Here is a 23,974-nt window from a genome sequence, read left to right on the forward strand (position 1 = left end):
ATGGACAGATCGGGGCGCCCGGCCTAACAAGGCCGCGCACTGCAAGGGGCTGTCATGCGGATTTTGTTTCTGGGCGATGTGATGGGCCGGGCCGGACGCGGCGCGATTGCCGACCGGCTGGCCGGGCTGCGCGCGGCACTGCGCGTGGATTTCTGCGTGGTCAACGGCGAGAACGCCTCGGGCGGGATGGGGCTGACCGGCGGGCATGCGCAGCGCCTGCTGGATTCCGGGGCGGATGTCGTCACGCTGGGGGATCACGCCTTCGACCAGAAGGACATGCTGGGCTTCATCGAGAAGGAGCCGCGCGTTCTGCGCCCGCTCAATTACGCCAAGACGGCGCCGGGCCGCGGTGCGGGCGTGTTCGAGGTCAGCCGGGGGCGCCGCATCCTGGTGGCGCAGGTCCTGGGCAATGTGTTCATGCGCCGCGCCTTCGATGATCCGTTCTCGGCGCTCGACGGGGTGCTGCGCGCCCATCCGATGGGCGCCATGGCGGGGGTGCAGGCGGCGCTGATCGATTTTCACGCCGAGGTCACTTCCGAGAAGATGGGCGCGGGACATTTCTGCGACGGCCGCGCCAGCCTGGTCGTCGGCACCCATACCCACGTGCCGACCGGCGACGCGCAGGTCCTGCCGCGCGGCACCGGCTATCTGAGCGATGCCGGGATGTGCGGCGATTACGACAGCGTCATCGGGATGGAGAAGGCCGAGCCGATGCGCCGCTTCGTGACCGGCATGACGCGCGAGCGCTTCACCCCGGCGATGGGCGAGGTCACGCTGTGCGGCGTGCTGGTGGAGACGGATGACCGCACCGGGCTGGCGAAGGCCATCTGGCCGGTGCGTGACGGCGGCAGGCTGCAGCCGGCCATGCCCGAGGCAGGCGTGCAGGGCTGAACCGCGCTTGCATAGCCTGTGCCATTCGGCCAAAGATGCGCCGATTGGCCGGCCCCGCCGGCTGCGAGTCAGGGGACTGAATGTTCGGCTTCGAACTCACCGGCACGGCATCCGCCATCGCCACGCTGTTCATCATCGTCGGGATGCTCACCCTCTTCGTGCGCGAGGTCTACCCGCCGGAGGTGACGGCAATCCTCGGCGCGACGGTGCTGCTGGCACTCGGCATCCTGCCGATCGAGCGGGCAGGCGACGTGCTGGCCAACCCGGCACCCTGGACCATCGCCTTCATGTTCATCATTGTCGGCGGCCTGGTCAGGACCGGCGCGCTCGACTGGATCGGCCAGCATGCGGCGCGCCACGCCAAGCTGCGCCCCTTCGTGACGCTGGCCGGGCTGTCGGCGACGGTGCTGGCGATGTCGGCCTTCGTCAACAATACCCCGCTTGTGGTGGTGATGATGCCGATCTTCATGCAGCTCGCCCGCGAATTGGAGCAGGCGCCGTCGAAACTGCTGATGCCGCTGTCCTACCTGTCCATCCTCGGCGGCACGGTGACGATGATCGGCACCTCGACCAACCTCCTTGTGGACGGTGTCGCGCGTCAGGCAGGCCAGCCCGCCTTCGGGATTTTCGAGATCACGCCGGTCGGTCTGGCCATGGCCTGTGTGGGACTACTCTATCTTCTCTTCGTCGCGCCCAGATTGCTTCCGGAGCGGGACTCCATGTCCTCGCTCATGTCCACCCGGTCGAAGATGAAATTCTTCACCGAGGTCGCGATCCCGGAAGACAGCGGCCTGATCGGACGCAAGCTGGACGAGGTTGATATCTTCACGCGCGAGAATGCCCGCGTGATCGACGTGCTCAGGGGCGATGCCTCGCTGCGCCGCGATCTCGGCGCGGTCACGCTGGAGGCGGGCGACCGGGTGGTGCTGCGCACGCCGATGTCGGAGGTGCTTGGGCTTCAGGGCAACCGCAATCTGCGGATGGTCGACAAGCTCAGCTCCGTCCAGACATCGACCGTCGAGGTGCTGATCACGCCCGGTTGTCACATGGTCGGCCGCTCCCTGGGGTCGATGCGGCTCCGGCGGCGCTACGGGGTTTACGTTCTCGCGGCGCATCGGAAGAACCAGAATATCGGCCGGCAACTGGATGATCTCGTGGTCCGGGTGGGCGACACGCTGCTGCTGGAAGGGGCTTCCGCCGATATCCAGCGGCTCGCCGCCGATATGGAAATGGTCGAGGTCAATGCCCCGTCTGACCGGGCGTTCCGTCGCAAGCATGCGCCGATCGTGGTCGCGGTGCTGGCCGCTGTGGTGGTGCTGTCGGCGCTTGAGGTCGCGCCGATCCTGCTGCTGGCCTTCATCGGGGTTGCCATAGTACTGGGCACGCGCTGCATCGACGCGGACGAGGCGCTGAGCTTCGTCGATGGCCGGCTGCTTGCATTGATCTTCGCCATGCTGGCGGTTGGGGTCGGTCTGGACAATTCCGGGGCGGTCGAACTGGTCGTCTCCTGGATTTCGCCAACGCTCTCGACCCTGCCCAGCTGGGCGCTCGTGCTGTCGGTCTATCTGCTGGCTACGACGCTGACCGAAACCGTCACCAACAACGCCGTGGCGGTGATCGTGACGCCGGTGGCGATCAGCCTGGCCATGTCGCTTGGGGTGGAGCCGCGCCCGCTGATCATCGCCGTGATGCTGGGGGCTTCGGCCAGTTTCGCCACCCCCATCGGTTACCAGACCAACACGCTGGTCTATGGACCGGGCGGATACCGGTTCAGCGATTTCATCCGCGTGGGTCTGCCGCTGAACCTGCTGATGGCGCTGACCGCCTCGATGGTGATCCCGATCTTCTGGCCGTTGTGACCGGCAAGGCTAGAGCGGCCAGACGATCAGCAGCATCGGCACCGAGACCAGCATCACGATGAATTCCAGCGGCAGACCCATGCGCCAGTAATCGCCGAAGCCGTAATCTCCGGGCCCCATGATGAGCGTGTTGTTCTGATGCCCGATCGGCGTCAGGAAGGCGCAGGCAGCGGACACGGCGACCCCCATCAGGAATGCATCGGGGTTCACGCCCAACTGCTCGGCCAGCCGGATCCCGACCGGGGCGGCGATGATGGTGGTGGCATTGTTGTTCAGGATGTCGGACATGAACATGGTCGTCACCATCAGCAGCGCCAGTGCCACCCAGGCCGGAAACCCGGCCGTCAGGCTGGCCAGCCCGCCCGCGATCAGCGCCGAGCCGCCGGTGCTGTCGAGCGCGAGCCCGAGCGGGATCATCGACCCCAGCAGCACCACCACCGACCAGTCCACGAAATCGTAGATCTCGGTGATGGACAGCACGCCGAACAGCACATAGGCGACGATCACACAGCCAAGCGCGATGGGCATGGTGACCAGACCGAAGCTGGTCAGCAGCACCGCCGCCACGAACAGCCCGAGCGTCAGCGCCATCTGCCATTCGCGCATGACCGACCGCCCGGTCCCCTCCAGCGGTAGCAGGCCGAGTGCTGCGACCAGGTCGTCCAGCCGGTTCTCCGACACGAGCAGCAGCATCAGATCGCCGGGCCGGATGATCTCGCGATGCAGATTGCCGGTGATGATGCGCCCTTGCCGCCGCAGCCCGATCAGCACCGAATCGTGCCGGTTGATCAGCCCCAGGCTTTGGACCGTGCGCCCGGCAATCTCCGCGCCGACCGGCACAAGGCATTCGATCAGATCCTCGCGCCCCTCTCCGCGCGGCCGCGCGCGCGGCTCGCTGCGGCCATCCGGGTAGCTGAGCTTCAGCGAGGAGCGCACCTCGTCCAGCAATTCGGAATCGGCCAGGATGGTGACGACATCGCCTGAGGCGATGGTGATGTCGGCCGGCTCGGCCTCCACCTCGTGATGATGATGCCGGTGCCGGATCAGCTTGGCACCGGCGGCGCGCACCGCCTCCTGCATCTCCGCCAGTGATTTGTCCAGAAACGTCGTCTCGTCGGTGACGACAAGCTGGGACTGGTAGCGGCGCGGGCGGCTGCGCTCGCCCTGCTGCGCGTCATCGGCGCGGCGTTTCGGGATCAGCCGCCAGCCGATGAGCGCGATGAAGATGATTCCGGCGATGGCCACCGCCCCCCCCACCGGCATGAAATCGAACATCCGGTAGGGCTCGCCCAGCACCTCGCGGCGGAACCCCGACACGATCAGGTTCGGCGGGGTGCCGATCAGCGTCAGCATCCCGCCCAGGATCGTCGCGAAAGCCAGCGGCATCAGCGTCAGACGCGCGGCGCGGCCGGCCCTGCGCGCCACCTGCATGTCGATGGGCATGAGTATCGCGAGCGCCGCAATGTTGTTCATGAACCCCGACAGGAACCCGCCAATGCCCGACATCACCGCGATATGCAGGCTGATCGGGCGGTTCTCGACCACCACCAGCCGGGTCAGCGCAGCGACGGCCCCCGACCGCATCAGCCCTGCCGTGGTAATCAGGATCAGCGCAACCACCATGGTCGCGGGGTGCCCGAACCCGGCAAACGCCGCCTCGGCCGGGACCACCCCCAGCACCACAGCGGCCATCAGCCCCGCGAAGGCCACGAGATCGTGGCGCCAGCGGCCGCTGAACATCAGCACCATCACGGCACCGAAAATCGAGAACAGGGTGATCTGGGGAAATGTCATGCGATGAACCGGTCCGGGATAATCGCCTCACCTTACCCCAGCCGCGCCGCTTGGCAATCTGCGCCTGCGCCGCCCTGTCCCTTGCGATCCGGGCATGGGCTGGATTACAAGCGCCCGAATCCAGATTGCCGCTGACCGCGAAGGACCATCGACCATGGCAGGCCATTCCAAATGGGCGAATATCCAGCACCGCAAGGGACGCCAGGACGCGATCCGTTCAAAGCTGTTTTCCAAACTCTCGAAGGAAATCACCGTCGCCGCGAAGATGGGCGACCCGGACCCCGAGAAGAACCCGCGGCTGCGCCTGGCCGTGAAGGAAGCCAAGTCCAATTCCGTCCCCAAGGACGTGATCGACCGCGCCATCAAGAAATCCCAGGGCGGGGACGCCGAGAATTACGACGAGATCCGCTATGAAGGCTACGGCCCGAACGGGATCGCCATCATCGTCGAGGCGATGACCGACAACCGCAACCGCACGGCGTCGAATGTGCGCTCGACCTTCACCAAGAATGGCGGCGATCTGGGCCAGACCGGCAGTGTCAGCTTCATGTTCGACCGGGTGGGCGAGATCAAGTACGGCGCGGATGTGGGCGACGCCGACACGGTGATGATGGCGGCGATCGAGGCCGGCGCGGATGACGTGGAATCCGACGAGGACGGCCACTGGATCTATTGCGCCGACACCGATCTGAACGACGTTTCCTCTGCGCTTGAGGCCGAGCTGGGCGAGTCCGAGACCGCGAAGCTGATCTGGAAGCCGCAGGCGCCGTCCGAGGTGACGGATCTGGAGACCGCACAGAAGCTGATGAAGCTGATCGAGACGCTGGAAGATGACGACGACGTGCAGAACGTGACCGGCAATTTCGATATTTCCGACGAGGTCGCGGCACAGCTCTGATCAGGGCGGATCAAGGGCGTCCCGCGCCGCTGCGCGGATCGCCCGCGTCAATGGCGCCATTGCGGGGACCATGATCCGCGCGATCTGCCATGAGAGCGGCACCGATAATTCCGCATCCGGTACCAGCGGTCTCAGCCGTCCGGCGCGAAGATCGTCGCGCACCATCAGCAACGGATTCATCCCCCAACCCATGCCAAGTCGGACGGCTTGGGCAAATCCCTCGCTCGTGGGGATCAGATGGGTGAGCAGGGCAATCGGGCGGCCGGTCTGCTGCCGCACCCAGCGGTTCTGAAGATCGTCCTTGCTGTTGAAGGTGATTGCCGGGGCACGCGGCAGCGCCTCGGCGGTGACTCCGTCGGCGAAATGCCGGGCGATGAAGTCGGGCGTCGCGCAGGCGACATAGCGCATGGCGCCGAGCTTGTGGCTGTCGCAGCCGCCAATCGGTTTTGACTGGCTGGTGATGGCGGCGCTGACCAACCCGGCGCGCAGCCAGGTTTCGGCATGATCCTGATCGTCGATCACCAGATCCAGCAGCCCGGGCGCGGCCGCGAGTGCCGCCACGGCCCAGCTTGCCAGGCTGTCGGCGTTGACGGCAATGCGGATCGTCGCGGCGCCCGTATCCGCGCCGGCCGCGCCCGCGATTTCCTGTTCCAGCAGCCGCACCTGGTCGACATGCGCAATCAGCCGCAACCCGGCAGCGGTCGGCATGACCGGCGGGCCGCGGTCGAGCAGGATCTGGCCGACCCGCGCCTCGAGCGACTTGATCCGCTGCGACACGGCGGGCTGGGTGATGCCAAGCGCGAGCGCCGCGGCCTCGAAGGAGCCGCGCCGTGCGATCTCTGCCAGTGCGGCCAGGGCGGGGTAGTCCAGCATAAGTCAAGTTTATCCACAAGCAGAATTATCAATTTCCATTATTTCCGCCGATCAGGCAAGACCGTCCCGACCCGAATTGGAGCGCGTATCACGATGACCACCTTTCTTGCCGGCATGGGGACCGGATTATCCCTGATCGTCGCCATCGGCGCGCAGAACGCGCTGGTTCTGCGGCAAGGACTGCTGCGGAGTCACGTCTTTGCCGTCTGCCTGTTCTGTGCGGTGTCGGATGCCATCCTGGTCACGCTCGGCGTTTTCGGGGCCGGGCTGCTGGCCAGCATCGCGCCGCGGTTCAACACCGCGATGACCTGGGGCGGCGCCGCGTTTCTGCTGGTCTACGGGTTGCGGGCCGCGATCTCGGCCTGGCGCGGCGGCGACGCGCTGCGCGCCCAAGGTGCGGCGCGCGGGTTCTGGGCCACCATGGGGGCGGTCGCGCTGATCACCTGGATGAACCCGCATGTGTACCTGGACACGGTGGTCCTGCTGGGCGCGATTTCGTCCGATTTCGCCGACAAGCAGGCCTTCGCGGCCGGCGCGATCACCGGCTCGTTCCTGTTCTTCTTCGCGCTCGGCTATGGCGCGCGGCTGCTGGCGCCGGTCTTTGCGCGGCCGCGTGCCTGGCAGATGCTCGATCTGGCCATCGCCCTGATAATGTGGTCTATCGCCCTGAAGCTGCTATGGGGATAGCCCGTGAATCAGGGGCAGAGACGCGACTTGGCCGGTGTCGGCTGGATGGTTCTGACCGGTTTGCTGTTCGTCGCCGTCAATGTTCTGGTCAAGTATTTTGGCGCCGGTCTGCCCGCCGCGCAATCCGCCTTCCTGCGATTCCTGTTCGGCTTGATCCTTCTGGCGCCGGTGCTGCACCAGATTGTCATCTCCGGCATTCCGCGCGATCTCTATGGCCCCTTCGTGCTGCGCGGCGCGCTGCATATCGTCGCGGTCATTTTGTGGTTCTTCGCCATGACCCGGATCCCGATTGCGGAGGTCACGGCGATCGGGTTCCTCAACCCCATCGTGGCGACGGTGGGCGCGGCCATCCTGCTGAAAGAGGCGATCTCCTGGCGGCGTGGCGTGGCCATCGGCGTGGCGCTGATCGGGGCGCTCGTGGTGCTGCGGCCGGGGATGCGGACGCTGGAGCTGGGCCATCTGTCGCAACTGACCGCCGCGCTTGCGTTCGGCCTGTCCTATATCGTCGCGCGCAAGCTGGCGCAGCGCTGTTCGGCGCAGGTGGTGGTGGCGATGATGTCGGTCACCGTCTCGATCGGGCTGGCGCCGATTGCCCTGGCCGTCTGGGTGCCGCCAAGCCTGCCGCAACTGGGTGGGCTGGCCATGGTCGCGGTCTTTGCCACGGCCGGACATTACACGATGACCCGCGCCTTCGCCGCCGCGCCTATGGCCGTCACGCAGCCGGTGACCTTCCTGCAGCTCATCTGGGCCAGCCTGCTGGGTGTGCTGCTGTTCGGAGAGCCGCTGGATCCAATGGTGCTCTTGGGTGGCGGCATGATGATCGCCGCGATCAGCTATATCACTTGGCGTGAGGCGCGGTTGCGCGGCGCCGAGCATGACCCCGGTGACATTCCCTGAACGCGCGGAGCGCGCAGCAGGCGGCTGATCCGGCCCGCCCGTGCCTATCGGCCGGTCAGACGCCGCAGCACATCCGCCCGGCGCACCACGCCGCCGCCCTGCACGGGCAGTGCCTCCCGTTCCGCCAGGGCGGCAAGCACCTGTCGCAGCGGCGTGTCGGCGGACAGGGGCGCCTCTTCAGCCTGCGGTCCCGCACCCGCGCGCCCGCCCGCCCCTCGCGCAGAGAGATCCCCCGCCGTCAGCACGTCGAGCGGGTTCATATGCGCCACGAAATCGGCCACGTAGTCGCTGACCGGATCGGCGATGATCTGCCGCGCGGTGCCGGTCTGCACGATCCGGCCGCCCTCCATCAGCGCGATGCGGTTGCCCAGCTTAAACGCCTCGTCCAGATCATGGCTGACGAACAGGATGCTGCGGCGGGTCTGGCGCTGAAGCTCCATGAGTTCATCCTGCAGCCGGGTGCGGATCAGCGGGTCGAGCGCGCTGAACGGCTCGTCCATCAGCAGGATCGGCGCCTCGGTCGCAAAGGCACGGGCCAGGCCCACGCGCTGCTGCATCCCGCCCGACAGCTCCTGCACCTGACGGTCGGCCCAGCCTTCCAGCCCCACCGTGGCAAGCTGCGCCGCGACGCGCGAGCGGCGCTGCGCCTTCGCGATGCCGGCCAGTTCCATCCCCAGCCCGACATTATCCGCTACGCTGCGCCAGGGCAGCAGGCCGAATTGCTGAAACACCATCGAGACATGGTTCAGCCGCAGCCGGTGCAGCATGTCGCGACTGGCTGCGGGGACGGAGATCATCTGGTCCCCCATCCGCACCCGGACATCGCCCCGCGCCACCGGGTTGAGCCCGTTCACGGCGCGCAGCAGGGTGGATTTCCCCGATCCCGACAGCCCCATCAGCACGACGATCTCGCCTTCGGCCACCTCCAGCGTGGCGTCATGCACGCCCATCACCTGGCCCGTCGCCTCCTCGATCGCGGCGCGGTCCAGCCCTTCATCGGCGAGGTCCAGCGAGCGGTCGGGCCGTCCCCCGAAAATGACCGAGCAATTGTCGAATTCGATGGCGTTCACGACGTTCTCCGAAACCGCAGAAGCCGATCGAGCATGATGGCCACGACGACGATCACCAGACCGGATTCGAATCCCAGCGCGGTGTTGACGCTGTTGAGCGCCCGCACGACCGGCACGCCCAACCCGGAGGCGCCGACAAGCGCCGCGATCACCACCATCGACAGCGACAGCATGATGGTCTGGTTCAGCCCGGTCATGATCTGGGGCAGGGCGCTTGGCATCTCGACCTTCCACAGAAGCTGGCGCGGGGTGGCGCCGAACGCCACCGCCGCCTCGCGCAGCGCCGCCGGGGTCGAGGCGATGCCAAGCTGGGTCAGGCGGATCGGGGCAGGCAGCACGAAGATCACCGTCGCGATCAGCCCCGGCACCATGCCGATGCCGAAGAACACGATGGCCGGGATCAGATAGACGAAGGTCGGCAGGGTCTGCATCAGATCGAGCAGCGGCCGCACCCAGGCATAGAGCCGGGGCCGGTGCGCAAGCGCGATCCCGATCGGCACGCCCAGCCCCATGCAGACGACGCAGGCGGCCAGAACCAGCGTCAGCGACTGCATGGTTTCATGCCAGTAGCCCTGGTTCAGGATGAACAGGAAACCCAGCCCGATCCCGGCCGAGATCAGCACCCGGCGTTGCAGCGCATAGGCGAGCGCCATGAAAGCCGCGATCACCGCGAAGGGATGCGGCGCGGTCAGCACGAACAGGATCGCGTCGATCATCGCCTGCATACCGGCGGCGAGCGCGTTGAAGAGCGCACCCGCATAGGCGGTCAGCCAGTCGAAGACCCATTCGGCGCCCTGGCCGACGGGGATCTTGTGCCCGGTGACAAGTTCGGTCAGCCGTTCCAAGATCCGGTCAGCCTTCCAGTGCGGCCGTCAGAACCTCCACCGCGTCGCGGCCATCCTGTGCGGTGACACCGTCCAGCCACCCCGTCGCCGCGTCGGGATTGGCTTTCAGCCAGTCCATCGCCGCGTCGTCGGGCTGCGCGCCGTCATTCAGGATCGCGCCCATGATCTGGTTTTCCATCTCCAGCGTGAATTCGAGGTTGCTCAGGAAGGCACCGACATTCGCGCACTCTCCGACATAGCCCGCGCGGGTGGTCGTGAACACCTCCGCCCCGCCCAGGTTGGGCCCGAAGATCTCATCGCCGCCTTCCAGATAGGTCAGGTCGTATTCGCTGTTCATCGGATGCGGCTCCCAGCCGAGGAACACCACCGGGTTTCCGGCATTTGTTTCGCGGCCGACCTGCGCCAGCATCCCCTGTTCCGAGGATTCGACGATCTCGAACGTGCCCAGGCCGAACTGATCCTCGGCCACCATCTCGATCAGCAGGCGATTGCCGTCATTGCCCGGCTCGATCCCGTAGATCTTGCCGTCAAGCGCGTCCTGATGCGCGGCGATGCTGGCGAAATCGGTGATCCCCAACTCGGCCCCGGCTGCGTTGGTCGCCAGCGTGTATTTCGCGCCGGTCAGGTTGCTGCGGACGATATCGACCGTGCCGGAATCGCGATAGGGCGCGATATCGGCCTCCATCGTCGGCATCCACAGGCCGAGGAACACGTCGACATCGTTCTGCGACAGCGCCGTGAAGGTGACCGGCAGCGACAGCACCTTGATCTCGGTCTCATAGCCGAGCGCGTCGAGAATGGTCGTGGCAACCGCGGTGGTGGCGGTGATGTCCGTCCAGCCGACATCGGAGAACGACACGGATTGGCAGGAGTCCGGCTCCTGCCCGGTGGCGGGAAGGGCGAAGGCTGCGCCGAGCAGCAGGGCGGCGAAACGGGTCATATTATCTCCTCGAAAAATTTTATTGATTGACCAGTCAATCAAGCCGGGGTATCAGGGTGCAAACCGACCGCGAGGTGCGCGGATGCGTAGGCGTGCCCGGCAGACTACCCGAAAAACCGAATTAATCAACGCCGCAATCCGGACGATTGCGCGATCGGGCACGCTGGATGTGACGGTGGCCGATATTGCGCGCGAGGCGGGGATGTCGCCCGCGTTGGCGCATCATTATTTCGGCTCGAAAGATCAGATATTTCTCTCCGCGATGCGCGAGATCCTGCGGCGCTATGGCGCAGCCGCGCGGGCGGCGCTCACGGGCGTGCAGGACCACCGCGCCCGGCTGTTCGCGGTGCTCGATGCGAGCCTCGGGCCGGAGCATTTCGATTCGGCCATCGTGGCGGCCTGGCTGAACTTCTATGTACTGGCCCAGCAGGGAGGGAAGGCCGACCGGCTGCTGCGGGTCTATCACCGCCGGCTGCGCTCAACGCTGATGGCAGATCTGCGCCCGCTTCTAGGGGCCGAGGCGGCGGCTGTGGCCGAAACGCTCGGCGCTCTCATTGACGGGGTTTATCTGCGGCAGGCGCTCGATACCGCGCCGCCGGAGATGCTGCTGGCGCTGCCGCGGCGGTATCTGGCAGGTGTGCTCGATCAGGCGGGACGGAACTGACGCCCATAGTGCCGCCCCAAGCATGTCAGCTTTCCTGCAGAAGATCCGGCCAGGAACAAGGGGCGCAGCCCCGCCGGGCCAGCGGCCGACCGCCCCCCAGGGCGGCCGCTTCGTTGCCGGTCCGCGCCGATCAGCTGTTCAATGTGGCTGCACCATAAAGCGCTGTTGCTTAGGCGCAGGCAGCGTCCGCCCGCGGTCGGCCGCCGGCCCTGTGATAGGAACCGGCGACCCTGTTTTTAGTGCGGACCAATCCGGTCCGCACAACTCCTATTGCGGAATCTCGGCGGTGATACCTTCGACATAGAAGTTGAGCTGCGACAGTTCCTCATCCGTCGCGGTCTGCCCCTCGGCCAGCCATTCCGTGCCGTCGGCCTTGTTCAGCGGCCCGGTGAAGGGGTGATACTCGCCCGAGGCGATGCTGTCCTTGACGGCAAGCGCGGCGTCGCGGACCTCGGCGGGGACGGCATCGGTGATTTCGCCGATCTCGACCTCGCCGCCGGCGATTCCGGCCCAGGTGCCCTCGGACTCCCAGGTTCCGTCCAGCACCGCCTGAACGCGCTCGATATAGTAAGGTGCCCAGTTGTCGATGATGGAGGAGACGCGCGGGCTCGGCTTGAAGGCCGCCATGTCGCTGGCCTGCCCGAAGCCGATGGCACCGGCCTCCTGCGCCTTGGCGAGCGGTGCGGTCGAATCGGTGTGCTGCAGGATCACATCCACCCCTTCCGCGATGAGCGCCGCGGCGGCATCCGCCTCTTTCGCCGGGTCGAACCAGCTATAGGCCCAGACGATGCGCATCTCGACCTCGGGGTTCACCTTGCGGGCATGGATGAAGGAGGAGTTGATGCCCTGGATCACCTCGGGGATCGGGAACGACCCGATATAGCCGATCCGGTTCGATTCGGTCATATGGCCCGCGATGGTGCCCATCACAGCGCGCCCCTCATAGAAGCGGGCGTCATAGGTGGCGACATTCTCGGCGCGCTTATAGCCGGTGGCGTGCTCGAACTTGATATCGGGGAATTTCTCGGCCACCGCGATGGTGGCGTCCATGAAGCCGAAGCTGGTGGTGAAGATGATGTCATTTCCGGCGAGCGCCAGCTGGGTGATGGCGCGTTCGGCATCGGCGCCTTCCGGGACGCTTTCGATATAGGTGGTCTCGATCCGGTCGCCAAATTCTTCCTCGAGCGCCTGGCGGCCCAGATCGTGCTGATAGGTCCAGCCGCCATCGCCGACCGGGCCCACATAGATGAAGCCGACCTTCAGCGGCTCGTCCTGTGCGATCGCAGGCAGCGCGGTCAGCGCCGTCAGCAGGGCGGTGGAGGTGGCAAGGAAATTTCTGCGCAGCATGGTGGTCTCCTGTTGGTTTGGTCTTTTGTAGTTTGTTAACTTGTCGCGTGGAAGATCTTGCCGAGCGATCCTGGCGCGGCGCTGCCCTTGCGGCGGGCCGAGATCACGACGAGGGCGATGATCGTGGCCAGATAGGGCGCCATGGCCAGCAATTGCACGGGCACCGCGATACCCGCCGCCTGAAGCCGCAACTGCAGCACAGTGACGCCGCCGAACAGCCACGCCCCGGCGAGGACACCGAAGGCCCGCCAGCCGGAGAAGACGACAAGCGCGAGGGCGATCCAGCCTGCGCCCGCGGTCATGCCCTCGGTCCATTGCAGCACCGTGGCAATGGAGATATAGGCCCCGCCGATCCCGGCCATGGCGCCCCCGAACCCGATCGCGGCCAGCCGGTAGAGATGCACCTTATGGCCAAGCGCATGGGCGGCATGGTGGTTTTCCCCGATTCCGCGCAGGATCAGACCGGCGCGGCTCCGCTGCAGGAACCACCAGATCAGCGGCACCATCGCCAACCCCAGCCAGACGATCCAGTGAATGCGCAGCGGGCCGAGCGCCATCGACGGCGCCTTGACGCCCTCATAGGGCTTGCCGAACAGGGCCGTCAGCCCCAGCCCGAACAGCGCCAGCGCCAGCCCCGTCGCCACCTGATTGGCCAGCAGGAACTGGGTCAGCACGCCGAAGATCATCGAGATCGCGCAGCCGGCGATCGCCGCCACGGCGAATCCGATGAGCGGATTGCCGGTCGCGTCCGCGGCGGCGAACCCGGCGAGCGCGCCCGTGATCATCATCCCCTCGACGCCGAGGTTCAGCACGCCGGAGCGTTCCACGATCAACTCGCCCAATGCTGCGAACAGCAGCGGCGTCGCCGCCGAGAGCAGCATCAAGAACACGGATACCGGGTCGATCATGCGGGCCTCCTGCGGATGCGGTAGCGGGTCAACAGATCGAAGCCCAGCAGGTAGAACAGCATCATCCCCTGGAACACCTGCACGGTGGCCGAGGGAAGCTGCATCATCATCTGCGCGATGTCGCCGCCGATATAGGTCAGCGCCATCAACAGCCCGCCCAGCACGATGCCGACCGGGTGCAGGCGGCCCAGAAACGCCACGATGATCGCGGTGAAGCCGTATCCCACACCGAACCCGTCGGTGATCTGGCCGGCCGGACCCGCCGCCTCGAACAGCCCCGCGAGGCCCGCCAATGCGCCAGACAGGCCGAGACAGAAGGCGACGAGCGCCGAGGGCTTCACACCGCCGAACCGCGCGGCGCGGGGCGCTTCGCCTGCCGCGCGGATTTGCAGACCCCGCAGATGGCGCGAGATCAGCACCCAGACCGCAACGACCGCGATCAGCGCAGCAATCGTGCCCCAGTGAATGCCGGTCCCGGCAATGAGTTCCGGGTTGGCGGCGGACGGGTATTGCGTGAGATTGCGCGATCCGGGCATGCCGAAGCCCTCCGGGTTGCGCATCGGCCCGAACGCCATCCAGGCCGCGATCTTCTCGGCCACATAGACCAGCATCAGCGACACCAGGATCTCCGACGCGCCGAACCAGTTGCGCAGCAGCGCGGGGATCATCCCCCAGGCCCAGCCTCCGGCCGCGCCCGCGACGATCATCGCCGGAAAGATCCACCACCCCTCGGCCGGATAGGCCGCCAGTCCGACGGCTGCGCCGGTGATGCCGCCGATGATGAACTGCCCCTCTGCGCCGATATTCCAGATCCCGGCGCGGAACCCCACCGCAAGCCCGCAGGCGATCAGGATCAGCGGGCCCGCCTTCACCAGGAGCTGCGGGCGCGAATACCCCGCCGAGGCGCCGAACAGAGGATCCCAGAATATGGTGCGGATCGCCCCGAACGGGTCATAGCCCATCAATCCGAACAGCACCGCCCCGGTCAGCATCGTCGCCAGAACCGCCAGGACCGGCGTGGCGAATTGCCAGATCAGCGGCGCATCGCTGCGAGGCTCAAGCCGCCACATGCGCTGCCTCCATCCCATGTGCGCCGCCCAGCATCAGTCCGATCTCGTCAAGGCTGAGCCCGTCGGTCGGACGCGGATCGGACAGGCGGCCCTCGTTCAGCGCGCAGAACCGGTCGCCCAGCTCAAGCAGCTCTTCCAGATCCTGACTGATGACGATGACGCCCGCGCCGCCGGCGGCAAGGTTCAGCAGCGCCTGCCGGATGGCGGCCGCGGCCCCGGCATCCACGCCCCAGGTGGGCTGGTTCACGACCAGCACATGCGGGTCCTGAAGCACCTCGCGCCCGATCACGAATTTCTGCAGATTGCCGCCCGACAAAGCCGATGCGGCGGTGTCCGGGCCGGGCGTGCGGACGTCGAATTCCGCGATCACCCGTTCGGTGAAGCTGCGCGCGGCGGCGCGGCGGATCATCCCGCCGGGTGCCAGATCCTGACGCGGCGCGGCGGTCAGCAGCGCGTTCTCGACGAGCGAGAAACCCGGCACGGCGGCATGGCCCAGCCGATCCTCCGGCGCGGCCAGCAGACCGGCGCGCCGCCGGGCCACCGGACCCAGCCGGGACATGTCCTGCCCTTCAAGCGCGATGGTGCCGGGCGCAGATGTGATCTCGCCCGACAGGGCCGACAGCAGCTCCTCCTGCCCGTTCCCGGCCACGCCGCCAATCGCCAGCACCTCGCCCGCCCGCAAGTCCAGCGACAGCGATTTCAGCGAGGTGCCGTCAATCGAGAGCGGTGCGAGGCTCAGATCACGCACCTGCAGCAGAACCTCGCCGGGACGGCGGCCCGAACGGTCGATGTCGCGCATCTCGCCGCCGACCATCATCGCGGCCAGCTCGCGCGCCGTGTGATCGCGGGGATTGCAGCTATCGACCACCCGGCCCCCGCGCAGGATCGTGGCGCGGTCACAATGGGTGCGGATCTCGTCGAGCTTGTGGCTGATATAGAGGATCGAGGTGCCGGCCCCGGCCAGCTGGCGCAGCGTGGCGAACAGGATCTCGGCCTCCTGCGGGGTCAGCACGCTGGTCGGTTCGTCCATGATGAGCAGGCGCGGATGTCCCAGCAAGGCGCGGATGATTTCCACCCGCTGACGCTCGCCCGCAGACAGATCCGCGATCAGCCGGTTGGGATTGAGCGGCAGGCCGTAATCGCGGCTGATCGTGGCGATCCGTTCGGCCAGCTCGCGGCGCGGCGGCGGGTTGTCGAGGCCGAGCGCGATGTTCTCTGCCACGCTCATCGCGTCGAACAGGCTGAAATGCTGGAACACCAGCCCGACGCCAGCGGCGCGGGCTGCATGCGGATCGGCGGGCGCGAAGGCCTGACCGCCCAGCCACATCCGCCCCTCATCGGGCCGGACCAGCCCGTAGATCGTCTTGACCAGCGTCGATTTTCCGGCGCCATTCTCGCCCAGCAGGGCGTGGATGCAGCCTTCGGTCACCGAGAATGTGATGTTGTCATTGGCCTTCACGCCGGGGTAGGTCTTGCTTAACCCTTCTGCGCGGAAAATGGCGTTCTCGCTCAATTCGGTATCCCTGTCCCTCTCCCGTTCGATTAAGACAGATACCACAAGCCGCGACAATCCGACCCGGTCTAATCGAGAAATTGTTTCAATACATGGTAGATAATCAGCCCAAATTCATCCATTTGCGCACACATTCCGAGCATTCGCTGCTGGAAGGGGCGGTGCCGATCAAGAAGCTGATCGAACTGGCGGCGGAGTCGCAGATGCCGGCCGTGGCGCTGACCGACACGAATGCGATGTTCGCCGCGCTCGAGTTCAGCGTGAAAGCACTCGACACGGGAATGCAGCCGATCATCGGGTGCCAGTGGACGGTGAAGATCGGCACCCAGTTCGGCCCGATGGTCGCGCTTGCGCAGAACCGCGAGGGGTGGCTGAACCTGATGGCGCTGTCCTCGGCCATGTATCTTCGGCAGGGCGCCGAGCCGTGGCACATCACCGAAGAGGAGCTGACGGCGCGCGCGGGCGGTGTGATCCTGCTGACCGGGGCGGCGGAAGGCGCGGTGGGCCGGCTGATCCAGTCCGGCGATCCGGCCGGGGCGGAGGCGGCGCTGCGGCGGCTCAAGGCGGCCTTCGGCGACCGGATTTATGTCGAACTGACGCGCCACAAGGACGATTCCGGCCGGCTGATGGCGGCGGAGGCGGCGACGGAGGATGAGTTCATTCGCCTGGCTCATCTGCTGGAACTGCCGCTGGTGGCGACGAACGACGTCTATTTCCCGAGACCCGAGATGTACGAGGCGCATGACGCGCTGATCTGCATCGCTGAACGCGCCTATGTCGATCAGTCCCAGCCGCGCCGCCGCCTGACGCCGAACCATGATTTCAAAAGCGCCGAGGAGATGTCGGTCCTGTTCGCGGATCTGCCCGAGGCGATCGAGAGCACCGTCGAGATCGCCCGCCGCTGCGCCTTTGCCGTCAGCCGTCACAAGCCGATCCTGCCGCGCTTTGCCGATGACGAGGTCGAGGAGCTGCGCCGCCAGGCCAAGCAAGGGCTGGAGGACCGGCTGAAGGTCATCCCCCATGCCGTCAGCGTCGAGGATTATCACAAGCGGCTGGATTTCGAGCTGGGCATCATCGAGCAGATGGGCTTTCCCGGCTATTTCCTGATCGTGGCCGATTTCATCAAATGGGCCAAGGACCACGACATTCCGGTCGGGCCGGGCAGGGGGTCCGGCGCGGGCTCGCTGGTGGCCTATGCGCTGACCATCACCGATCTCGACCCGCTGCGCTACTCGCTGCTGTTCGAGCGGTTCCTGAACCCCGAACGCGTCTCGATGCCGGATTTCGACATCGATTTCTGCATGGATCGCCGGGAAGAGGTCATCCGCTATGTGCAGGACAAATACGGCGCGGAGAAGGTCGGCCAGATCATCACCTTTGGCGCGCTCCTGTCCAAGGCCGCGGTGCGTGATGTCGGCCGCGTGCTGCAATTGCCGTTCGGGCAGGTGGACCGGCTGTCGAAGATGATCCCGCTCGAAGGCGTCAAGCCCGTCTCCGTCACCAAGGCGCTCACCGAGGAACCCCGGCTGCGCGAGATGCGTGACAAGGAGGAGGTCGTGGCCCGCCTGCTGGATTATGCCGCCAAGGTGGAGGGTCTGTATCGCAACGCCTCGACCCACGCCGCGGGGGTGGTGATCGGGGACCGGCCTCTGGACCAGCTTGTCCCGCTCTATCGCGATCCGGCCTCGGAGATGCCTGCGACGCAGTTCAACATGAAGTGGGTCGAGCAGGCCGGGCTGGTGAAATTCGACTTTCTGGGGCTGAAAACCCTGACCGTCATCCAGAACGCGGTGGATCTGATCAATGGCGGCGGCAGGCCGCTGCATATCGCGGCGGACGGACGCCAGCTTTACGACCCGCCTGCGGGTGCGGAGAACCAGATCAACGCCATCCCGCTGGATGACAAGGCGAGCTATGATCTGTTCGCCTCTGCCCGCACCGTAGCGGTGTTCCAGGTCGAAAGCTCGGGGATGATGGACGCGCTCAGGCGCATGAAACCGACCTGTATCGAGGATATCGTGGCGCTCGTCGCCCTCTATCGCCCCGGCCCGATGGAGAACATTCCCACCTATTGCGAGGTCAAGAACGGGCTGCGGGAACTGCAGCCGCTCCACCCCTCAATCGACCATATTCTCGAGGAAACCCAGGGCATCATCGTCTATCAGGAGCAGGTGATGCAGATCGCGCAGGTCATGGCGGGCTACAGCCTCGGCGGGGCCGATCTGCTGCGCCGGGCCATGGGCAAGAAGATCGCCGATGAGATGAAGAAGGAGCGTCCGAAATTCATTGCGGGCAGCGTCGAGAACGGCGTGGACGAGAAGAAGGCCGGGGAAGTCTTTGACCTGCTGGAGAAATTCGCCAATTACGGCTTCAACAAATCCCACGCCGCAGCCTATGCGGTGGTGTCCTACCAGACCGCCTGGCTGAAGGCCAACCACCCGGTCGAGTTCATGGCCGGCGTCATGAATTGTGACATCCATCTCACTGAAAAGCTGAGCGTTTACAAACGCGAACTGGACAGGATGGAGATCGAGGTGGTGCCCCCCTGCGTCAACCGCTCCGGCGCGCGATTCACGGTGCGTGACGGCCGCATCCATTACGCGCTCGGTGCGCTGAAAGGCGTTGGCGTCGATGCGATGCAATCCATCGTCGAGGCGCGCGGCGATGCCGTCTTCACCGACATGGTCGATTTCGCCCGCCGCGTCGATCTGCGCCGGGTCGGCAAGCGCGCGCTCGAAATGATGGCGCGGGCCGGGGCGTTCGATCTTTTGGACGACAACCGGGCGCGGGTGATGGCGAGCCTTGACGGGCTGGTGGCGTTCTCCGGGGCCAGCCACGATCAGGCCGCCTCGAACCAGTCCTCGCTGTTCGGCGGGGGGGAGGATCTGCCACCACCACGTCCGGTGCTGGCGCAGCTCTGGCTGCCCTCCGAGCGGCTGGCGCAGGAACATCAGGCCATCGGCTTCTACCTGTCCGGCCATCCGATCGACGATTACCTGCCCGCCCTGCGCCGGATCGAAGTCAACACCCTGGCCGAAATCCGCGCCGCGGCCGCCTCCGGCCCGCTGGTAAGCTATATCGCCGGCACCGTCTCCTCGCGGCAGGAAAAGAAATCCGCCAAGGGCAACCGCTTCGCCTTTATCGGCGCCTCCGATCCGACCGGGCTCTACGAGGCGGTGGTGTTTTCCGATGTGCTGGAAGCCAGTCGCGACCATCTGGAGCCGGGCAGCAACGTCGTGATGCAGGTCCAGGTCGAGCCGCAGGGCGACGAGGTCAAGATGCTGGCGCGCTCGGTCGTGCCACTCGACCAGGCCATCGCCAATGTCGGTCCGGCCGAGCTGGTTCTGGAAGTGACGAATGATTGCGACTTCAATGGATTGATGGGTGTTCTTGATAGGCTGGGTGAGGATCGCGGCCGACGCGGCAGGCTGATCGTCCGGCTGCACGAGGACGACGAGATCTATGACGTCGAAGTGACCGACCGCGCCCCTGTCAGTCCTGCCGCCCGGCAGCATCTGCGCATCGTGCCGGGCGTGCTGGACGTGATCGAGCAATAGGCGGAAGGAACGCGCCTGCCGCCGGGCGGTTGAATTCCCCGACCTGACGCCACAGCTTCAGGGCAGCACAAATCGAAGGATCAGGACGCGAGATGAGCGACGAATATACCCCTCCGACAGTCTGGACATGGGAACCCGGCAATGGCGGCAAGTTCGCCAGCACCAACCGGCCAACCGCCGGCGCGACCCATCAGGCCGAAAGCCCCGTCGGCAAGCATCCGATCCAGCTATACTCGCTGGCCACGCCCAACGGGCAGAAGGTCACCATCATGCTGGAAGAGCTGCTGGCCAAGGGGCATGCGGGCGCGGAATACGACGCTTGGCTGATCGATATCGGCGAGGGCGACCAGTTCGGCAGCGGCTTTGTCTCGGCCAATCCGAACTCCAAGATCCCGGCGATGATGGACCATTCGGTCAACCCGCCGCGCCGCGTGTTCGAATCCGGCGCGATCCTGCTCTATCTGGCCGAAAAATTCGGGGCGTTCCTGCCCGAGGATCCCGCCGTGCGGACCGAGGCGCTCAACTGGCTGTTCTGGCAGATGGGCTCGGCCCCCTTCGTCGGCGGCGGCTTCGGGCATTTTTACCATTATGCGCCCGAGAAGATCAAATACGCCATCGACCGCTACGCGATGGAGACCAAGCGCCAGCTCGATGTTTTGGACCAGCATCTGGCGGATAACCGTTTCATGGCGGGGAACGAATATTCCATCGCGGATATGGCGATCTTTCCCTGGTACGGTCGGCTGACCACCGGCGGTGTCTATGGCGATGCGGTGACGTTCCTTGAGGGCAAGAGCTACAAGAACGTGGTCCGCTGGAACGACGAAATCGCCGCGCGCCCGGCCGTGCAGCGCGGCATGATGGTCAATCGCACCTCCGGCGATACCGCAGGGCAGTTGCATGAGCGGCATGATGCGTCGGATTTCGAGACGAAGACGCAGGACAAGCTCGACGCGGCCGAGTAGCGGCGATTGCGCCGCAAGGCTCGCCTGCAGCCTGTTCCGAAGATACGGGAAGCATCGGGGCGTTTGACCCCGATGCTTGTTTCGCTCAGCTTCGGATAAATGCGAGCAGATCCGCGTTGATCGTGTCCGCTTCGGTCGTGGGCATGCCATGCGGAAAGCCGGGATAGGTTTTCAGCGTGGAGTTCTGGAGAAGCTCGGCCGATTTCTTGCCCGAGATCTCGAAAGGCACGACCTGGTCCGCCTCGCCATGCATGACCAGCATCGGGATGGTGATGGTCTTCATCTCCTCGCGGAAATCGGTCTGCGAAAACGCGACGATGCTGTCGTAATGCGCCTTGGCGCCGCCCATCATGCCCTGCCGCCACCAATTGTGGATCAGCGGCTCCGAGGCTTCGACGCCGTCCTGATCGAAATTATAGAACGGTCCGGATGGCACATCATTGAAGAACTGCGCGCGGTTTTCCTTGGTGTTCTTCTGAAAGTCGTCGAAGATCGACTTGTCCAGCCCATCGGGATTGTCGTCGGTCTTCACCATCAGCGGCGGGACGGCACTGATCAGCACGCCCTTGGCGACCTTGTCCTCGTGATGGCGGGTGATGTAGCGCACGACCACGCCGCCACCCGTCGAATGGCCGACATGCACGGCGCCTTCGATGCCCAGATGCTTGACCACCGCGGCGGTGTCGTCGGCATAGTGATCCATGTCGTGACCGTCCCAGACTTGCTCCGAGCGGCCATGTCCCCGCCGGTCGGCCGCGACGACACGGAACCCCTCGCCAAGGAAAAACATCATCTGTGCGTCCCAGTCATCGGCGCTGAGCGGCCAGCCGTGGTGGAAAAAGATGACCGGAGCATCCTTGGGGCCCCAATCCTTGTAATAGATTTCGACATTGTCGTCCGTGGTGACGTAACCCATTTCGCGATCCTCGATCTCATATGGCAAATCCAGATCCGGCAGTTGGCCCTCGGCCCGACCGCATCCGCTTGGCACAACGGTCCGCCGGGGTCGTGGTTTCGTATTGCGGTCTTGGGACGGTCCTTTTCGGCGACGATATGAAAAGACCCGGGTCGTGCCCGGGTCTTTCGTCGTGCATCGAGTGGATCCGAAGCGAGCCTCAGTTCCGCGCCTTATCCACCATCTTGCCCTTGGAAATCCACGGCATCATCTCGCGCAGCTTTTCGCCGACCTGCTCGATCTGGTGTTCGTCGTTGATGCGGCGGGTGGCCTTGAACGACGGCTGACCCACGGCGTTTTCCTGCATGAAGTCGCGCACGAACTTGCCCGACTGGATGTCGGTCAGAACTTCTTTCATGCGGCGCTTGGTTTCCTCATAGGGCAGGATACGCGGGCCGGAGACATATTCGCCATACTCCGCAGTGTTCGAGATCGAATAATTCATGTTGGCGATGCCGCCCTCATAGATCAGATCGACGATCAGCTTGACCTCGTGCAGGCATTCGAAATAGGCCATCTCGGGCTCGTAACCCGCCTCGACCAGCGTCTCGAAGCCCATGCGGATCAGTTCGACCAGACCGCCGCACAGCACCGCCTGTTCACCGAACAGGTCGGTTTCGCATTCCTCGCGGAAATTCGTCTCGATGATGCCCGAACGTCCGCCGCCAATGGCCGAGCAATAGCTGAGCGCGATATCCATCGCCTTGCCGGTCGCGTCCTGATCGACAGCGACCAGACAGGGCACGCCGCCGCCTTTGACATATTCGCCGCGCACGGTGTGACCGGGCCCCTTCGGGGCCATCATGATAACATCGACGCCTTTTTTCGGCTCGATCAGGCCGAAATGCACGTTCAGCCCGTGGGCAAAGGCAATCGCGGCACCTTCGCGCAGATTGTCGTGGACATGGTTCTTGTAGGTCGCGGCCTGCAATTCGTCGGGCATGGTGAACATCATCAGGTCGCACCATTGCGCGGCCTCTTCGATGCCCATGACCTGCAGCCCCTCGCCCTCGGCCTTGGCCTTGGACGGCGAGCCGTCGCGGAGCGCCACGACGACATTCTTGGCACCCGAATCGCGCAGGTTCAGCGCATGGGCATGGCCTTGGCTGCCATAGCCGAGAATGGCGATTTTCTTGTCCTTGATGAGGTTCACGTCGCAATCGCGGTCGTAATACACGCGCATGATGCGCTCCTTTCCGTTTGACTGGAGAGGTTCTAGCGAAGTTTGGACTGGTGATCGCCGCAATCTTCGCAGTATATCGACGCAATCTGAAATAATCATGCCGGTATCACAGAAATTGCTCTGAAATCATGCCTGACACCACAGACCGCCGCATCTTGCGCCAGCTTCTGGCCGACCCCGATCTGCCGGCGGCGGATCTGGCCGCGCGCGCCGGGGTCACGCCGGCGACGCTGTGGCGGCGGCTCGACAAGATGCGGCAGAGCGGGATCATCGTCGGGCAGCAGGCGCAGATCGACTGGCGCCGCATGGGTTATGAGGTCGAGGTGAGCTTGCGCTTCACCCTCGACAAGACCAATCCGCGCGGCTTTGACGAATTCACCGCCGCCGCCCGCGAGGTGCCCGAGGTGATCGAGATCCAGACATTCCTGGGCAGTGTCGATTTCCGGCTGTCGGTCATCGCCCGCGACATGGCGCATTGGCAGGAGATCTATCGCGAACGCATCCTGACCCTGCCGCATGTGGAGACGAGCGACGCGCTGATGCTGGTCTCGACCATCAAGAACAGCGCGGAGTTGCCGCTGTGAGTGTCGATCAGACCGATCTGGCCATTCTGCGGATGCTCGCGCAGGACGCGACGCAGGGCGCGGCGGAGATCGGCCGCGCGCTCGGCCTGACCCAGCCGGCGACCTGGCGGCGGATCCGGCGGCTGCAGGAGGCGGGGGTGATCGCCGGGCAGCGCGTGGTCTTGGACAATGCGGCGTTGGGGTTCGGTGTAACGGTGTTTCTGGGCATCCGCTTGGCCACGAAGGGCCGCACCAGCCTTGAGGAGTTCGAGCGCGCCGTCACCGCCATCCCTGAGGTGCAGCTTGTCCAGCATGTCCTCGGCCAGTTCGATTACCGCCTGCGCATCGTCGCCCGTGACATCGCGGATTTCGAGCGCATCCTGCGGCGGCGGATCATGACCCTGCCGGGCCTGGGACAAGTCGAGGCCAATGTGATGTTGTCGGAAGAGCGTCGGCCGGGTCCGCTCGGCTGAGTTGCCAAATGTTGCATTGCAG

At 65.4% G+C, this 23,974-nt stretch carries 21 protein-coding genes; 10 read left to right on the forward strand and 11 right to left on the reverse strand.

The genetic code is table 11. The features are described 5' to 3' along the window. The first annotated feature begins 54 nt into the window (after positions 1-54). The gene (locus BLT73_RS13035; protein ID WP_090524451.1) at positions 55-891 is read left to right on the forward strand and encodes a TIGR00282 family metallophosphoesterase; all 837 of its coding nucleotides are present in this window, start codon (positions 55-57) and stop codon (positions 889-891) included. 80 nt (positions 892-971) lie between these two features. Beyond that, complete coding sequence (locus tag BLT73_RS13040) at positions 972-2,750, forward strand: SLC13 family permease (protein ID WP_090524453.1); 1,779 nt, start codon at positions 972-974, stop codon at positions 2,748-2,750. Positions 2,751-2,759: 9 nt separating this feature from the next. Here BLT73_RS13040 and BLT73_RS13045 read toward each other — a convergent pair whose 3' ends face one another. Next, positions 2,760-4,544 (reverse strand): SLC13 family permease, encoded by a 1,785-nt coding sequence (locus BLT73_RS13045; RefSeq protein ID WP_090524455.1) that lies wholly within the window; start codon positions 4,542-4,544, stop codon positions 2,760-2,762. 154 nt (positions 4,545-4,698) lie between these two features. On the opposite strand from BLT73_RS13045, the gene BLT73_RS13050 reads away from it, so the two are divergent. Continuing rightward, positions 4,699-5,442 (forward strand): YebC/PmpR family DNA-binding transcriptional regulator, encoded by a 744-nt coding sequence (locus BLT73_RS13050; protein ID WP_090524456.1) that lies wholly within the window; start codon positions 4,699-4,701, stop codon positions 5,440-5,442. Here BLT73_RS13050 and BLT73_RS13055 read toward each other — a convergent pair whose 3' ends face one another. Next, the gene (locus tag BLT73_RS13055) at positions 5,443-6,315 is read right to left on the reverse strand and encodes a LysR family transcriptional regulator ArgP (protein ID WP_090524458.1); all 873 of its coding nucleotides are present in this window, start codon (positions 6,313-6,315) and stop codon (positions 5,443-5,445) included. Between the two features lie 93 nt (positions 6,316-6,408). Between BLT73_RS13055 and BLT73_RS13060 the strand changes: the two genes are divergently transcribed. Continuing rightward, complete coding sequence (locus tag BLT73_RS13060; protein WP_090524460.1) at positions 6,409-7,002, forward strand: LysE/ArgO family amino acid transporter; 594 nt, start codon at positions 6,409-6,411, stop codon at positions 7,000-7,002. A 3-nt stretch (positions 7,003-7,005) separates the two neighbouring features. Then, positions 7,006-7,899, forward strand: a complete 894-nt coding sequence (locus BLT73_RS13065) for a DMT family transporter (protein ID WP_342705171.1) — start codon at positions 7,006-7,008, stop codon at positions 7,897-7,899. Positions 7,900-7,943: 44 nt separating this feature from the next. Here the strand turns inward: BLT73_RS13065 and choV are convergent, their stop codons facing one another. From choV to choX, 3 genes are read right to left on the reverse strand one after another with little or no spacing between them, the layout of a single operon-like run. Beyond that, complete coding sequence (choV, locus tag BLT73_RS13070) at positions 7,944-8,969, reverse strand: choline ABC transporter ATP-binding protein (protein WP_090524462.1); 1,026 nt, start codon at positions 8,967-8,969, stop codon at positions 7,944-7,946. Continuing rightward, complete coding sequence (choW, locus tag BLT73_RS13075) at positions 8,966-9,814, reverse strand: choline ABC transporter permease subunit (protein WP_090524463.1); 849 nt, start codon at positions 9,812-9,814, stop codon at positions 8,966-8,968. Before choW ends, choV begins: the two co-directional genes overlap by 4 nt. Positions 9,815-9,821: 7 nt before the next feature. After that, entirely contained in the window at positions 9,822-10,754 is a 933-nt protein-coding gene (choX, locus tag BLT73_RS13080) for a choline ABC transporter substrate-binding protein (protein WP_090524465.1), read from the reverse strand. A gap of 82 nt (positions 10,755-10,836) precedes the next feature. Here choX and betI point away from each other — a divergent pair, with 82 nt between their 5' ends. Beyond that, the gene (gene betI, locus BLT73_RS13085) at positions 10,837-11,418 is read left to right on the forward strand and encodes a transcriptional regulator BetI (RefSeq protein ID WP_090524467.1); all 582 of its coding nucleotides are present in this window, start codon (positions 10,837-10,839) and stop codon (positions 11,416-11,418) included. A 267-nt stretch (positions 11,419-11,685) separates the two neighbouring features. Here betI and BLT73_RS13090 read toward each other — a convergent pair whose 3' ends face one another. Genes BLT73_RS13090 through BLT73_RS13105 form a run of 4 tightly spaced genes read right to left on the reverse strand, consistent with a single transcriptional unit; the run spans position 11,686 to position 16,256 of the window. Further along, positions 11,686-12,765, reverse strand: a complete 1,080-nt coding sequence (locus tag BLT73_RS13090) for a BMP family ABC transporter substrate-binding protein (RefSeq protein WP_176805089.1) — start codon at positions 12,763-12,765, stop codon at positions 11,686-11,688. Positions 12,766-12,800: 35 nt separating this feature from the next. Next, positions 12,801-13,673, reverse strand: a complete 873-nt coding sequence (locus tag BLT73_RS13095) for an ABC transporter permease (protein ID WP_090524469.1) — start codon at positions 13,671-13,673, stop codon at positions 12,801-12,803. Next, the gene (locus tag BLT73_RS13100; RefSeq protein ID WP_090524471.1) at positions 13,670-14,743 is read right to left on the reverse strand and encodes an ABC transporter permease; all 1,074 of its coding nucleotides are present in this window, start codon (positions 14,741-14,743) and stop codon (positions 13,670-13,672) included. Before BLT73_RS13100 ends, BLT73_RS13095 begins: the two co-directional genes overlap by 4 nt. Further along, positions 14,730-16,256 (reverse strand): ABC transporter ATP-binding protein, encoded by a 1,527-nt coding sequence (locus BLT73_RS13105; protein WP_090524473.1) that lies wholly within the window; start codon positions 16,254-16,256, stop codon positions 14,730-14,732. The genes BLT73_RS13100 and BLT73_RS13105 overlap by 14 nt, the downstream gene beginning before the upstream one ends. Positions 16,257-16,348: 92 nt before the next feature. On the opposite strand from BLT73_RS13105, the gene dnaE reads away from it, so the two are divergent. Then, a complete protein-coding gene (gene dnaE / locus BLT73_RS13110) occupies positions 16,349-19,813 on the forward strand; it encodes a DNA polymerase III subunit alpha (RefSeq protein ID WP_090524475.1) in 3,465 nt (1,154 codons plus the stop codon). A gap of 92 nt (positions 19,814-19,905) precedes the next feature. Then, entirely contained in the window at positions 19,906-20,778 is an 873-nt protein-coding gene (gene yghU / locus BLT73_RS13115; RefSeq protein ID WP_090524477.1) for a glutathione-dependent disulfide-bond oxidoreductase, read from the forward strand. Between the two features lie 85 nt (positions 20,779-20,863). Here yghU and BLT73_RS13120 read toward each other — a convergent pair whose 3' ends face one another. Further along, a complete protein-coding gene (locus tag BLT73_RS13120) occupies positions 20,864-21,721 on the reverse strand; it encodes an alpha/beta fold hydrolase (protein WP_425438825.1) in 858 nt (285 codons plus the stop codon). Positions 21,722-21,893: 172 nt separating this feature from the next. Continuing rightward, positions 21,894-22,916 carry a ketol-acid reductoisomerase gene (ilvC, locus tag BLT73_RS13125; protein WP_090524479.1) on the reverse strand — a complete coding sequence of 341 codons (1,023 nt, stop codon included), beginning with the start codon at positions 22,914-22,916 and terminating at the stop codon, positions 21,894-21,896. Positions 22,917-23,044: 128 nt separating this feature from the next. Between ilvC and BLT73_RS13130 the strand changes: the two genes are divergently transcribed. Next, positions 23,045-23,500 carry an Lrp/AsnC family transcriptional regulator gene (locus BLT73_RS13130; protein WP_090524481.1) on the forward strand — a complete coding sequence of 152 codons (456 nt, stop codon included), beginning with the start codon at positions 23,045-23,047 and terminating at the stop codon, positions 23,498-23,500. Then, entirely contained in the window at positions 23,497-23,952 is a 456-nt protein-coding gene (locus tag BLT73_RS13135; RefSeq protein WP_281246298.1) for an Lrp/AsnC family transcriptional regulator, read from the forward strand. The genes BLT73_RS13130 and BLT73_RS13135 overlap by 4 nt, the downstream gene beginning before the upstream one ends. The last annotated feature ends 22 nt before the right edge of the window (positions 23,953-23,974 follow it).

It is taken from the genome of Paracoccus isoporae, assembly GCF_900101865.1.
GTDB classification, from domain to species: Bacteria; Pseudomonadota; Alphaproteobacteria; order Rhodobacterales; family Rhodobacteraceae; genus Paracoccus; species Paracoccus isoporae.

What these genes read in the sequence shown, in the direction of transcription:
- BLT73_RS13040 (WP_090524453.1), top strand. Translation starts at nt 972, where the DNA reads ATGTTCGGCTTCGAACTCACCGGCACGGCATCCGCCATCGCCACGCTG.
- BLT73_RS13130 (WP_090524481.1), top strand. Translation starts at nt 23,045, where the DNA reads ATGCCTGACACCACAGACCGCCGCATCTTGCGCCAGCTTCTGGCCGAC.
- BLT73_RS13050 (WP_090524456.1), top strand. Translation starts at nt 4,699, where the DNA reads ATGGCAGGCCATTCCAAATGGGCGAATATCCAGCACCGCAAGGGACGC.
- BLT73_RS13055 (WP_090524458.1), bottom strand. Translation starts at nt 6,315, where the DNA reads ATGCTGGACTACCCCGCCCTGGCCGCACTGGCAGAGATCGCACGGCGC.
- dnaE (WP_090524475.1), top strand. Translation starts at nt 16,349, where the DNA reads ATGGTAGATAATCAGCCCAAATTCATCCATTTGCGCACACATTCCGAG.
- BLT73_RS13045 (WP_090524455.1), bottom strand. Translation starts at nt 4,544, where the DNA reads ATGACATTTCCCCAGATCACCCTGTTCTCGATTTTCGGTGCCGTGATG.
- ilvC (WP_090524479.1), bottom strand. Translation starts at nt 22,916, where the DNA reads ATGCGCGTGTATTACGACCGCGATTGCGACGTGAACCTCATCAAGGAC.
- betI (WP_090524467.1), top strand. Translation starts at nt 10,837, where the DNA reads ATGCGTAGGCGTGCCCGGCAGACTACCCGAAAAACCGAATTAATCAAC.
- BLT73_RS13095 (WP_090524469.1), bottom strand. Translation starts at nt 13,673, where the DNA reads ATGATCGACCCGGTATCCGTGTTCTTGATGCTGCTCTCGGCGGCGACG.
- BLT73_RS13060 (WP_090524460.1), top strand. Translation starts at nt 6,409, where the DNA reads ATGACCACCTTTCTTGCCGGCATGGGGACCGGATTATCCCTGATCGTC.
- BLT73_RS13090 (WP_176805089.1), bottom strand. Translation starts at nt 12,765, where the DNA reads ATGCTGCGCAGAAATTTCCTTGCCACCTCCACCGCCCTGCTGACGGCG.
- BLT73_RS13100 (WP_090524471.1), bottom strand. Translation starts at nt 14,743, where the DNA reads ATGTGGCGGCTTGAGCCTCGCAGCGATGCGCCGCTGATCTGGCAATTC.
- yghU (WP_090524477.1), top strand. Translation starts at nt 19,906, where the DNA reads ATGAGCGACGAATATACCCCTCCGACAGTCTGGACATGGGAACCCGGC.
- BLT73_RS13035 (WP_090524451.1), top strand. Translation starts at nt 55, where the DNA reads ATGCGGATTTTGTTTCTGGGCGATGTGATGGGCCGGGCCGGACGCGGC.
- choX (WP_090524465.1), bottom strand. Translation starts at nt 10,754, where the DNA reads ATGACCCGTTTCGCCGCCCTGCTGCTCGGCGCAGCCTTCGCCCTTCCC.